Here is a 13037-nt window from a genome sequence, read left to right as displayed (position 1 = left end):
GAAAGAAACAAATCGGATTACGTGTTCTGCAATCAGGAATGGCTGTCTCCGTCTTGTTTCTGACTACCTCGCAGCAAGTGGGTAGTACCTATGGTGGTTTTGGAGCTACTACGCAAACCACTAGCACAATTAGCTTTTGCGAAGTATTTCCAAACTCGATCAAGGGGCTTCTAACAGAACTCAAAGATCATATCGAAAGAGCTACTGCTTTAAAAGGATCGCTGCAAAGCTATACCCCTTCAGGCAGTCTCTCAGACGTTTCGGGAATAGAAGGCATGACGCTGGATGAGCTTGATGTCGCAGCGCAAGAGATTTCCACACAAATCTCCGCGCTTCAATCTCAAATCGATGGCGTGAATGAGCAACTGGCCACCAACAGCCAAATTTGGAACGAAATCAATGGAGAGCTGAACGCAGCAGCAGCCGTCCTATTCCAGATTGGAGGATATATGACCTCTCTAGATTCAAACTGTCTAGAAATCAAGGATGAACAATTCTTCAGAGAGCTGCAAAGCAGCCTGAATCAAAGCGGTGTAATCTCTGAATCCCTGAATGCTTCCTTAAAGGGAGTCATCCAATATCTAAACTCCATACACGACATCGGGCTTCCATTTGCTTCGGTAGTGACCAGTGATGTATATGGACAACCCGAGTTACGCAACGAGGCGTTTCAGCAGCCGTTACCTTTCCTGATTCCTTTTAGTCAGCCGGCCGGCAATATCTCTAGCGAACTTACCTCCACTTATGAAAATCTCAATACTGAAATGAATGGTCTTAAAGAATCGGCTACTTCAGGAATCAGCAATCTTCAGAGTCAGCTCCAATTGATCAGTCAAACCCGTGAACAACAATTGGAAGCACTTGAGAAAGCCCGACTAGAGGCGCTGGAACAAACGAAGAAAGAAGAAGAACGTTTGGCACTTGAGAAAAAAGAAAAGCAAGAAGCCGAGGACAAAGCGAAAGCTGAAGCTGAGGAGAAAGCAAAATCGGAAGTGACTCCACCGACAGGTGAAGCTGCTCCAGAGAACATAAATAAAGAACAGCCTGAAGCCCCAGCCACTAACCCGGTCGTTCCGGAAATTGGTGAAGAGCTAACGATTCCAAAAGATGTACCACAGCAAGCGGTTCCTCAGGAGGCGCCAAAAGCGGAAGATACAACCACTTCCCCACCGGTAGCAACACCAGCCCCTTCGGACCCTCAACAAGTTAAGGGTGGCGAATAATATGCGGATTAAAAAAATGATCAACAATACATTATCGAGCATCATGCTTGTGATATTCATTCTGCTGGTGGTAGCCGTAGTTTTATCAAAGGCCTCCGGCGGTGAACCTGCCTTCTTCGGATACCAGATCAAATCGGTACTCTCAGGTTCGATGGAACCAGGGATTCAAACCGGATCGATTGTCGCTTTAAAACCCGGAGGAGATATGAATCGCTTCAAAAAAGGCGATGTGATCACCTTTAGAAATGAAGAAAACCTGCTCATTACTCACCGTGTTGTAGAAGCAACAATGAACAACGCTACTGGTGAAGCCATGTATCGCACGAAAGGCGATAACAATGATGCGCCTGATATGAACCCTACCAGTTCCACGAATGTTGTAGCTGAGTATACCGGGGTCACCGTACCTTACGTAGGTTACGCTATGAATTTCGCAGTTTCCAAAGCTGGAAGTGTCATGCTCATGATCGTACCAGGCTTGATGCTCCTGCTCTATGCTCTGTATTCGTCATGGAAGGCTGTAGCTGCACTCGAAAAGAAAAATGCTGCTATACTGCCCGCCTCTCCACCCCCAACTGAAATACAGTAATTCGTTGATTGTCCGCTTCCGCTTACGAACCGGAAGTTACAATATATAACTTTTATAAAAAAAACCACAAAAACCGAGGAGGAATTTTAATTATGGGTATCAAAAAAACATTGGGTCTTGGCGTAGCATCAGCAGCACTGGGTTTATCATTGATTGGTGGAGGAACCTTCGCTTACTTTAGTGACACTGCACAAAGCACTGCTACATTTGCTGCAGGTACACTCGATTTGAACTCCGACCCTTCAGTTATCGTAAATATTCCAAACCTAAAACCAGGTGATACTGTAACCAAATCCTTCAAATTGAAAAACGATGGTTCGCTCGATATCGGATCTATTATTCTGAACACTTCCACTCAAATTACGGATGCTAAAGGTGACAACTACCTGGATTTAGCCCAATTCATTAAGGTCAAATTCCTTAGAAATAACGATAAAGGAACCGTCGTTTCTCCTGAAGATGTAGTCTATCAAACTACGCTTGCTGATTTAAAATCTCAACATCCGGATCTCGTAAAAAATACTGGTTGGGATCAACTCTTCACCGAAGCATCTGGTATTAAAGCCGGCACCAATGACAGCTTCTCCGTCCAATTTGAATTTGTGGAAAATAACCAAGATCAAAATATTTTCCAAGGCGATAGCATAACCCTGACATGGGATTTCGTAGCTAAACAAGGTGCTAAAAAAGATTACTAAGATTAATAGAATAATTTAATATAATACTCGAAGAGCAGCAGATCCTGATTCCGGAAAGCGGATAAGTAGATGCTGCTCTTCTCTTTACAATAAACTTTGTCGAATTTAATGATATTTGCTATACTAATAACAAAAATTACGGAGGGGCGTCAGCATAGTGTCACAAAATATGGGCCAACGTATCCAGCATCTCCGCCTAGAAAAGGGATTGTCCCTATCTGAGCTTGCGGACAGAGCGGATGTTGCTAAGTCGTATCTTAGCAATGTGGAGAGAAACATCCAATCCAATCCTTCAATCCAGTTTATCGAAAAGATCGCCGATGCGCTTCAGGTATCCATCCACGCTTTGCTCTATGGAGAACCTAATGATGCTGAGGAGTCACCTTTAGATTCGGAATGGTTCCGATTGGTGCAGGAAGCTATGGCCTCAGGCATAAGCAAACGCGAATTCAAGGAGTTTCTGGACTACCAGAAATGGCGCCTTGATCAGAAGGATTAATATTCCACCTGACCTGATAAGATCCTCTTCTACTCATACTATTAAACATAAGCGCCCTCGCCCTCCTAACATGGACCGCGAAGGCGTTTTATATTCTAGTAAAATATAAGGACTATTTATCTTGTATACTTTCTTATATTTTGAAAAAGGGCCCAGCGAGTTATCGCTGGGCCCTTTTTCAAAATATAACGCACTAAATGTATTACTGCACGGCTTGCACAGTCTTCTCATGAAAGAATCGACGAATTTCATCTGCCTTTATGCCAGCCTTCTTAGCTGCTAATAATAAATGTACCCACTCAACGTCTAGATCAATGACCTGCTGTTCTCTGTTGCTTCCCTGGTTGGACTTGTCCAAAAAATCTCCTCCTAAGATTTTACGTCCCCAGGCAATCCGGCTGTCATAGTATTTCTACCTTAGACCCGCGACTTTGTGCCCCTGTCTTTCGGCAGGTTTACCTTTTACTGGACCCTTTACACGAAAGGATCTACTTTGAAATATATGAAAATCGCTAACTGCAATAACATTATACTATACTAAAGTGGAAAAGTGTGTCGATTTCTGATTAGTTTTTCCATTAAAAAACAAAAAATAGAAGCGCTTTTGTGCGATATCTTGTCCTATTAACACGATACTCGTCCCATTCATAAAATTAATTAAGCCAATATAATGATACTTCCTTCCCTATTAGTTAAAAATAAGGATATTAGAATCATTTTAGTGGGCCTTAGGAATGGGTAATGAGAAGAAACAGCGTTCTTTTCATTAGAACAAGCTAACCCATACCATTTTGCGAACGTATTGGACGAAAGAATGAATTGATTACACGTGTGGAAAGTAGCACAATAAGATGAGAAATGAAACCGCAATCATCACAGCTCCAGTAAGCGTTGACACAAAATGTCACGTATGGAGTTCATCCGTTAAGGAGGATGTATTCATGGCAGCCAAAGAGCCCTATAACGAATCCATTTGGAGTAAGTATTACGGACCCAATTTAGGCTACATTCAAGAAAGATATGAACAGTTTGTGAAAGATCCTTCCACCGTAGAGAATAATTATCGCGAGCTTTTTACAAATTCGGGTCCCCCACCCCTAACACCGGATAGCGAACCGGCTCCACAGCCTCGCATTTCGGGAGACACCGAATGGCTTAGAAAGGCAGTAAGAGCTTCCAAGCTAATCGCTAATATTCGTATATATGGCCATATGGCCGCTGATATTGATCCGCTTGAGCGCGATCACAATCCCATGGCTAAATATCTTGAACTCGAAACCTATGAGCTGACTCGTGAGGATCTGCTCGCACTACCTGCCACGCTCATTTGGGAGAATGCGCCGAATGATGTGCATACCGGATGGGATGCAGTTCAGCGTATGCGTCAGGCTTACACCAAGACAATCGCCTATGAATTCGGGCATGTGCATGAAGAACAAGAACTGAAATGGTTGAACAGACAGGCAGAATCCACAAGCTCACCAGCGCCTTTAAATAATGCAGAACGTAAAGAGCTGCTAAACCGCCTGATCCAAGTAGAGCAATTTGAAACCTTCCTTCACAAAACCTTTGTGGGTCAGAAGCGTTTCAGCTTGGAAGGCAATGACGCACTCGTACCGATGCTGGATGAAATCGTACGCGCTGCTGCGCATGACGGCGCAGAGCATATTCTGATGGGCATGGCGCATCGTGGTCGCCTCAACGTTCTTGCACATATTTTGGGCAAACCTTATGACATTATATTTTCAGAGTTTCATCATTCTCCGAACAAGGAGCTTTTCCCTTCCGAAGGCTCTACAGGCATTAACTATGGCTGGACGGGTGATGTGAAATACCATCTGGGTGCAGATCGCGCTGTCCGTGAAGGAGAAACCGTACGCACAAGAATAACACTAGCGAATAACCCAAGTCACTTGGAATTCGTCAATCCTGTCGTGGAAGGCTTCACTCGTGCTGCTCAAGAAGATCGGAGCACAGCCGGATTGCCGAAGATTGATACCAGTAAAGCTATGGCGGTACTGATGCATGGCGATGCTGCTTTTCCAGGTGAAGGGATTGTTGCAGAAACACTTAATATTGGCAAACTTCAAGGTTATCAGAATGGCGGGACGATCCATATCATTGTTAATAACCGGATCGGCTTTACGACAGAAAGCGAAGACTCCCGTTCAACGCATTATGCGAGTGACATCGCCAAAGGATATGAAATTCCAATTATCCATGTCAATGCTGATGATCCTGAGGCCTGTATATCAGCCGTTCGTTTAGCTAGTGCATATCGCAATCAATTCAAAAAGGATTTCGTTATTGATCTCATCGGCTATCGTCGTCATGGACATAACGAAATGGATGATCCTGAAACTACACAACCTATCGTGTATGGTAAGGTACGCAATCATCCAACCGTTTACAAGGTGTATGCGGAGCGGCTACAGCGTGAAAAAATTCTTACAGCTGAAGATGTACAAAAGATGCACGTTGAAACAGAAGGCGTATTGCAACGTGCGTACGATAGTATGAAGGAAGGCAATCATAAGAAAAAAGAACCAAAGGCCTTCATTCCTCTTCATACAGATCGCTCAGCGGCAGGCACTACAGCCGTACCGATCTCCAGTCTGCAAGAGATTAATCGTGAGCTACTGAGCGTACCTGATGGATTCCAAGTCTATCCGAAACTGGAGCGAATTCTGCAGCGTCGCAAGGACGCGCTGAATGAGGGTGAAAAGGTCGACTGGGCACTCGCTGAGTCCCTCGCCTTCGCAACCATCCTGAAGGATGGAACGCCAATTCGACTTAGCGGTCAGGATGCACAGCGCGGCACCTTCGCACACCGCCATCTGGTGCTGCACGACAGCAAGACAGGAGAATTATTCTCTCCGCTTCATCAGCTAAGTAATTCTCGCGCTTCCTTTGGCGTATATAACAGTCCGCTATCTGAAGCTTCTGTGTTAGGCTTTGAGTATGGTTATAATGTGTTCGCACCAGAAACCTTCGTCATCTGGGAAGCACAATATGGCGACTTCGCCAATGCAGGTCAGGTTATATTTGATCAGTTCATTGCCGCTGGACGTGCGAAATGGACGCAGCGCAGCAATCTCGTCGTCATGTTACCGCATGGCTACGAGGGACAGGGACCCGAGCATTCCAGTGGTAGATTGGAACGCTTCCTACAGTTATCCGCGGAAGAGAACTGGACCGTTGCTAACTTGACCACTGCTTCTCAATATTTCCATGTCTTGCGACGCCAAGCTGCTTTATGTGGACAGGAAGACGCTAAACCACTGGTGATTATGACACCGAAGAGTCTCATTCGTAATCCGCGCAGCACATCTGCCGGAACTGAGCTCGCCTCCGGACAATTCCAGCCTGTGTTAGCAGAGCCCCTGCTAGGCCAGAAGCCAGGTGAGGTCAAACGTCTAGTAGTCTGCAGCGGTAAAGTAGCTATCGACATCCAAACAGAGCTAGAAGCTGCTTCAGACAAAGATTGGTCATGGCTACATGTACTGCGCCTTGAGCAACTCTATCCGTTCCCAGAACATGAACTGAGTGCTCACTTAAGCTCCTTCACATCCCTTCAGGAAATTGTCTGGGTGCAAGAAGAGCCGAAGAATATGGGCGGGTGGAGTTATACCGAACCACGGTTACGGGCCATCGCACCGCAAAACACTAGCGTGAGATATATCGGACGTCCTGAACGTTCCAGCCCTGCGAGTGGTTATGCAGATGTTCATAGCTTTGAACAGCGTAGAATTGTTTCAGAGGCCCTAAAAGCAAATTCACAAGTACAAACAGCTGTACCGTCCTCTTAAGAGGACGGTATCACAATAGCGTAAACCATTATGTTTGGGGAGGTAACGGCCTGTGTCAGAAATCTTAGTACCCGATCTGGGAGAATCTATATCCGAAGGAACCATCTACAAATGGCTGGTTAAAGAAGGCGACACGGTAGGTCAAGGTGATGTGCTTGCTGAGTTAGAGACGGATAAAGTCAATTTAGAAATTAGTGCGGAGGTGGAGGGTGTCATCTCCTCCATCCTACGTCAAGCGGGCGAGAACGTAGCCGTTGGCGAAGCCATCGGCATCATTGGAGCCGCTAGCGGTAGTACGCCGCAGGCCGCTGAGAGCAAAGCGCCTGAAGCGGCACCGGCAAGCGGCAGCGCAGCAGCCGCACCTGTAGCAGCGCCCGAAGTCGCTGTAGCGGGTGGCGAAAGCCCCGCTGCACTGGCATCGCCGGGCGCACGCAAGCTGGCACGGGAGCGCGGCATCGACCTCGGCGATGTTAGCGCCCGTGATCCTATCGGCCGGATTGGTCAGGCCGATGTGTCGGGTCATGGTGCAGCAGCGCCACAGGCCGCTGCACCGGTAGCTCCGGCGGCACAAGCCAAGCCGGAGCCAGCGAAGCCGGCAGCGAGCAAAGCCGCGCCGGAGGATGGCAAGAACGTGGAGCGCAAGCGCATGTCGCGCAGACGGCTCACGATTGCCAGCCGCTTGGTAGAAGCGCAGCAGACCGCGGCCATGCTGACCACCTTCAACGAGGTGGACATGACAGCGATCCTCGACATCCGCAAGCGCCGCAAGGATGCTTTTAAAGAGAAGCATGAAGTAGGACTAGGCTTCATGTCCTTCTTCACCAAAGCCGTGATCGGTGCGCTGAAGACCTACCCTCTGCTGAACGCAGAGATTGACGGTGAAGATCTGATCGTTAAGAAATTCTACGATATCGGTATTGCCGTTGCAGCTAAGGAAGGTCTGGTGGTTCCGGTTGTCCGTGACGCAGATCGCCTCAGCTTCCCGGAAATCGAACGTCAGATTGGCGAACTCGCTTCCAAGGCACGCGCTAATACACTTAGTCTCTCCGAGCTTCAAGGCGGTACGTTCACTATCACCAACGGCGGTGTATTCGGTTCCCTATTATCTACCCCGATTCTGAATACCCCTCAAGTAGGTATTCTAGGGATGCATAAGATTCAATTGCGTCCAATTGCGCTGGACGAAGAAAGAACCGTTAACCGTCCAATGATGTATATCGCCCTTTCCTACGATCACCGGATCGTTGACGGCTCTGAAGCGGTTAGCTTCCTCGTCAAAGTGAAGGAATTGCTGGAAGATCCAGAAGCCCTGCTGCTGGAAGGCTAACCCTGATCGATCTTTCGACTTAAGAATATAAAGAAGGTATCCCTAAAGCTTCGCATTAGGGATACCTTCTTTTATATCTGAATCAACTTTTGAGATGAAGTATTTCATAAGTACAAGGTGAATCATGAATCCCTAGGTTAGAAAGTCCGGCGTTGTCGGGGATGCTTCCTACCTTGCATATGATCTAACTGTATTTTATACACTTATTTATTTCTGATCTCCCATATCCTCTTCCTTAATTGCATTCTCTACAACTAAAATCCGTAAAAACGTTTATTTCCACTAATCTAACCAGTAATAGCTGTATTAAATACAACTACAGGGCTTATATAAAGGTATTAGTTAACTTTAATTGTATATAGTACAACTAACTTAGCGCATGCAACTACAAGACTATAAGAATCTACTTCAACAGCTCCCCAGCCAACTGTAAAAATTGCTCCTTACTCAAAATCTTATCTCCGTAGCTGCTGAGTGTATAATACGCATCCTGCTTCTCGTTATACCAATTCAGATAATCGTAGCTGACCTCTTCCTTCACTACTTTGTTATAGATCACTTCTGTGCCAGCCACTATAATCTTATCCGCTTGATTCTCCGGTTCTTGCTCCACAAACATTTTGCCACCATGCATGATCGATGCAGAGATACCTATATAAGCGTTATCCTTGGAATAAGTAGCGCTTATCCAACCGGGCTCCGACCACGGTATAGCCATCATGAATAACTTACCGCTCCCCTTCTCTTTGTTTGCTTGGGCAGTAAGATCTTGTAACGTCTCCTGATATAGAGAACTGTTCTTCTCCGCATCCGTAGTCGGATGATTAGGGTTTATAACCCCATATTCAAAAGCATACCCTGATGCCAATGCAGGGAGTGTCGGCGCCCCTGTCCGCTTGATTTCCTTCAAGAAATCAGAATATTCGCCTATCCGCTGCTCTTTATACTTAAAAGACAATTCTGTTGCCAAGCCTGCTGCGCCTGCATTATTGTTCACAAGATAGGCGATCAATTCTCCCGGTTTAGCGAAAGCATCTACTTTCTGTGCATACTTATCATAGGAAGCTACTCCTGCAGATTCATTCGGCGCAACATGCTGAACCTTTACTACGCCTTCACTATTGCGGATCTGTATATATTCCGATGCAGCATACGCTGTCACTGAGATCATCAGGAACAAAGCTAACATACTGGCAACTGCCGTTGTTTTATTCATCGTCTTCAGCGAGAGCGAGAACGATCGCTTTCGATCTGATATGCCGCGGATATGTCCCATAACCTTCTCTTCTACATCGATCTCACCCAGAAGTTCATTCCCGGCTGAGGCATAAATTATATTTTGGTATTCATCGCTGATTGTGGTTCGTTCCATCTGATCTCCTCCTCCAATTTCATATCTTCCTGCACCTTCCGCTTGATCCGGTTCATTCTCTTCGTCAGTGCATTGGGACTGACCCCAAGAATTTCGCTTATCTCCGCATAAGTTTTTTCCTCGAACACCCGCAGAATAAGCATATTCCTCTCTTCCAGCGACAACTGTGCTAAAGCGGCTGACAATGAGGGATTAAACAACCGATCATCCAGCTCTTGTTCAGGACTTGCAGACATAAAATCAGGCTTGAAGATACTCATGACTCGCTTTTGCAAACGCCGTCTGCGTAGCAGGTTTAAGCAATGATGATACGCGATTCGATAGAGCCATGCCGAGAAATGCATCTGCGGCTTGTATTGATGGATAGATTGATAGCCTTTTACCAAAATATCCTGAACTGCGTCCTCCGCATCCTGCTTGTTTTCTAACAAACGATAGCAATAGCGGTAGATTGGCGTTTGGAAAGCTCTAACGATAAAAGCATACCGTTCGATATTCCCCTTTTGAATACTAATGATTAACTCTTCCAGCTCCTTTGGGTCTAGCGAATCCTGTGGCGATGTAAGCACCTCCTTAACCTTTATATCTTCTATAACACTTGGGCAGCGAAAAAAGTGCCTGCTCGAAGTTTTTTTAACGTTGCGATACAAAAAAAGAAAAGGCATCTGATAATGATCAGATGCCTTTTCAGTATATCTATGAAATGCTACGATTTCAGCTACAACTTTTTCATCGCGATGCTCGCATAGGGTGATAACCCCCTATATTTTTCCTGGTACGTGTAAGTAATACAATATATATAACATCGAATATGGTACAGAAAATACCACATACAAGAACCAAGGGATTATAGTTTATAACTCCCATTAAAATTGTAGGAGCAAGAGTACCAATCCATTTTGCGTATGCTAGCAGTAATGACTGTCCTTCCATACTACCTCGTTTAACGAACATCCCGATAAACATAATGGACATCAAAAGATTTTGTAAAAATGCGGAATACTGAGCTCCCATTACGAATCCAAATTCTTCTATGAACACCAACTGTAACGCAAAGCAGCACACTAAAACCAATAGCAGCCATGGTGCAAATAACTTTTTGCTTAGTGCTTGTGGCCATTCTTTCTTTCCATACTTGTAAAAGGTAACGAGAATAATAATATCTAGAAAAGCCCATGATGCATTAACGTATGCTTGAATCCCGGGATTAGGGCCATGTGCCTCTAAAAATAGATCCGAGTATCCATAAATGGCTTCCCATGCAAAGTTAAGCCCCAAGGCAAAAAGTGGCATAGCGTATGATTTATGCTTAAAGCCAAGTCGTATACATTCTTCGTATACGATAATCCATCCTATCCCACTTAATAACGTTAAGAATAATTCCATCAGAATTGCTTCCTCCTTTATCTAATTAGCATTGACAGGTGTCAACGTTAATTTATAATAGAGATAGCCTTTACACCTGTCAATGTTATTCGAATAAGTTAGACATAAAGGAGAATCTGTCAATGTATACAAGAAACAATCCGATTGCCTTACAGTCCCAAAAAATGATTACGGACGCGCTCCTCTTACTCATGGAGAATAAAGAATTTTCCAAAATAAATATTAAAGAACTATGCGATAAGGCACTTGTTTCAAGACAAACCTTTTATTCATTGTTTAAATCGAAGGAACAGGTTATTGAATTATATTTTGACAAGCTGTTTGCTGACTATGTACAACCATTCGAAGAAACAAAAGAAACCACTGTCAGCGAGGTATGTAATTCAGCTATTTCCTATCTTATTAGTAAAAAGAATTTTATTAGTTTACTTGTAAGAAATAATCTGAACTATATTATGATCCATAAATTTGAGCAGTATCTGATTCAATTTGGAAACATCATAAATGCACCACAGCGCGAAGATCAAGAATATGCTATGGCCTTTATATCAGGTGCACTAGTTGAAGTGATTGCTCGCTATATCAAAAATAACGCCTCTGACAGTCCTACAGAAATTTCAATGCTAGTGGAGCAAATTATTACAGGAAGATACTTCAGATAATCTTAATAGTCAGCTCAAAAAATGCACCCCTTAGAATGACATTAGATTTACCCGGAGGCTGTTCCAATGTCTATTCTAAGAGGTGCACTTGATAAGGTTAAGCCGTCCGTTCTGTAGCTTTGAGCCGAAGCGCTTTCTTCTCTTTCGCTTTCTCCACCGGCGGTTTTAGCGAAATTGCGATGATACAGGCCAGCAGACACAGGAGACCAAAGATCACGAAAGTAGGTTTAAACCCGCCCAGGAAGACGGCGATGAACGAACCTGAAAGGGCTCCAATACCGAAACCTTGATATACGATTCCATAGTTCTTACTATGATTCTTAAGACCAAAGAAGTCACTGACAATCGCCGGGAACACTGTAATGTTACCCCCGAAGCAGAATGCAATGGCAGCTACACAAGTGAAGAACAGTCCGAAATTAAGCGTCGCATAGCTAAGGGTCAACATAGCGGCTGCCGTTACTGCAAGCGAAGCGCCTACCAGCTTCAAACGGCTCATTTTGTCAGACAAGGCACCCAAGATCAAACGTCCTGCTGTATTAAAAATTGCGATCATCGCTACGGCATTAGCTGCCGTCTGTACATCAAGTCCAGCCAGCTGCACACCGATGTCTTTTACAATACCGATCAAATACAAACCACACATACAAGCGGTAAAGAAAATAATGAACAACAGATAAGCTTCTTTCGTGCGTAGCATTTCTTTTACCGTGTAGTCTTTTGGTTTAGCGATAGTCGATGTTGCTGCTGCATCCAGTGATGCCGCTTGTACTGGAGCTTCTCTGACGAGTAAGGAACCGATTACAATCATCACCATAACAATCATGCCCCAATACATAAACGTATTAGACACACCCACCGAGTCGATCAAACTACCATTGATATATTTAAAAATCAAGCTCCCCGTTCCGTAAGCACCCACGGACACACCGGAGATTAAGCCTTTATTATTCGGAAACCATTTAATTAAGTTAGATAATGAAGTGATATAAGCTGTTCCGTCTGCAAAACCAACGATTACACCAGCCAATACATAGAACATTAGAAGCGAATTCGCCTGAGAGCTAAGAATCAATCCTAGACCAAGCACAATCCCTGCGGCGGCAGTTAACCGGCGAAGACCAAAACGATCCTGCAATTTCCCTGCGAACAAAGTCGCAAAAGCGAGTGCAAAGCTCGTGATCGAAAACGTAATCGAAACAGAATTAAGCTCCCAGCCGAATTTTGTTACCAGATGTGCATTGAACAAGCTCCATGTATAAATGGTACCTAGACCCATTTGCATAATTACTGTTCCTAATACGATAAGCCACCGTTTGGCGTTTTTGTTGTCCATCGTCGAAGTCATGGTCTATTCCTTCTTTCCCTCTCGTGATCTGCTACAAGAGCTTCTATTGCCTCTTTATTGTAGCTAAACCAGCGGATGTTGAGAGAAATCTGGCATGAGATGACGAAAATGAAGAATGAACTGC

At 44.7% G+C, this 13037-nt stretch carries 12 protein-coding genes and 1 riboswitch; of the genes, 7 read left to right on the top strand and 5 right to left on the bottom strand.

Features of this window, described 5'->3' with window-relative positions; genetic code table 11:
- The first annotated feature begins 38 nt into the window (after positions 1-38).
- From ACFWMP_RS24460 to ACFWMP_RS24445, 4 genes are all read left to right on the top strand, one after another.
- Positions 39-1223, top strand: a complete 1185-nt coding sequence (locus tag ACFWMP_RS24460; protein WP_379424904.1) for a PspC-like choline-binding domain-containing protein — start codon at positions 39-41, stop codon at positions 1221-1223.
- 1 nt (position 1224) lies between these two features.
- Positions 1225-1812: a signal peptidase I SipW gene (gene sipW, locus ACFWMP_RS24455; RefSeq protein WP_149646254.1), complete on the top strand. Its 588-nt coding sequence runs from the start codon at positions 1225-1227 to the stop codon at positions 1810-1812.
- Between the two features lie 92 nt (positions 1813-1904).
- Positions 1905-2510: a TasA family protein gene (locus ACFWMP_RS24450; protein ID WP_042184288.1), complete on the top strand. Its 606-nt coding sequence runs from the start codon at positions 1905-1907 to the stop codon at positions 2508-2510.
- A 169-nt stretch (positions 2511-2679) separates the two neighbouring features.
- Positions 2680-3009 carry a helix-turn-helix domain-containing protein gene (locus ACFWMP_RS24445; RefSeq protein ID WP_042131791.1) on the top strand — a complete coding sequence of 110 codons (330 nt, stop codon included), beginning with the start codon at positions 2680-2682 and terminating at the stop codon, positions 3007-3009.
- A gap of 202 nt (positions 3010-3211) precedes the next feature.
- Here the strand turns inward: ACFWMP_RS24445 and ACFWMP_RS24440 are convergent, their stop codons facing one another.
- Positions 3212-3367, bottom strand: a complete 156-nt coding sequence (locus ACFWMP_RS24440; RefSeq protein ID WP_231573373.1) for an anti-repressor SinI family protein — start codon at positions 3365-3367, stop codon at positions 3212-3214.
- A 27-nt stretch (positions 3368-3394) separates the two neighbouring features.
- Positions 3395-3479, bottom strand: a riboswitch (cyclic di-GMP riboswitch).
- Positions 3480-3950: 471 nt separating this feature from the next.
- Here ACFWMP_RS24440 and ACFWMP_RS24435 point away from each other — a divergent pair.
- The gene (locus tag ACFWMP_RS24435; protein ID WP_042184285.1) at positions 3951-6818 is read left to right on the top strand and encodes a 2-oxoglutarate dehydrogenase E1 component; all 2868 of its coding nucleotides are present in this window, start codon (positions 3951-3953) and stop codon (positions 6816-6818) included.
- A gap of 52 nt (positions 6819-6870) precedes the next feature.
- Entirely contained in the window at positions 6871-8145 is a 1275-nt protein-coding gene (gene odhB / locus ACFWMP_RS24430) for a 2-oxoglutarate dehydrogenase complex dihydrolipoyllysine-residue succinyltransferase (RefSeq protein WP_042184283.1), read from the top strand.
- Positions 8146-8548: 403 nt separating this feature from the next.
- Here the strand turns inward: odhB and ACFWMP_RS24425 are convergent, their stop codons facing one another.
- From ACFWMP_RS24425 to ACFWMP_RS24415, 3 genes are all read right to left on the bottom strand, one after another.
- Positions 8549-9517: a hypothetical protein gene (locus ACFWMP_RS24425; protein WP_379424903.1), complete on the bottom strand. Its 969-nt coding sequence runs from the start codon at positions 9515-9517 to the stop codon at positions 8549-8551.
- Positions 9478-10086 carry an RNA polymerase sigma factor gene (locus ACFWMP_RS24420; RefSeq protein ID WP_379424902.1) on the bottom strand — a complete coding sequence of 203 codons (609 nt, stop codon included), beginning with the start codon at positions 10084-10086 and terminating at the stop codon, positions 9478-9480. The genes ACFWMP_RS24425 and ACFWMP_RS24420 overlap by 40 nt, the downstream gene beginning before the upstream one ends.
- Positions 10087-10246: 160 nt before the next feature.
- Positions 10247-10903 (bottom strand): transmembrane-type terpene cyclase, encoded by a 657-nt coding sequence (locus tag ACFWMP_RS24415; protein ID WP_379424901.1) that lies wholly within the window; start codon positions 10901-10903, stop codon positions 10247-10249.
- 122 nt (positions 10904-11025) lie between these two features.
- On the opposite strand from ACFWMP_RS24415, the gene ACFWMP_RS24410 reads away from it, so the two are divergent.
- Entirely contained in the window at positions 11026-11565 is a 540-nt protein-coding gene (locus ACFWMP_RS24410) for a TetR/AcrR family transcriptional regulator (protein ID WP_379424900.1), read from the top strand.
- Positions 11566-11662: 97 nt separating this feature from the next.
- On the opposite strand, the gene ACFWMP_RS24405 is transcribed toward ACFWMP_RS24410, so the two are convergent.
- The gene (locus ACFWMP_RS24405; RefSeq protein WP_483874828.1) at positions 11663-12901 is read right to left on the bottom strand and encodes an L-lactate MFS transporter; all 1239 of its coding nucleotides are present in this window, start codon (positions 12899-12901) and stop codon (positions 11663-11665) included.
- Between the last annotated feature and the right edge of the window lie 136 nt (positions 12902-13037).

This window comes from Paenibacillus sp. NPDC058367 (genome assembly GCF_042723305.1).
GTDB lineage: Bacteria > Bacillota > Bacilli > Paenibacillales > Paenibacillaceae > Paenibacillus_AQ.
The sequence above is the reverse complement of the archived record's forward strand: the minus strand, read 5'-3'. Positions and strand labels throughout refer to the sequence as shown.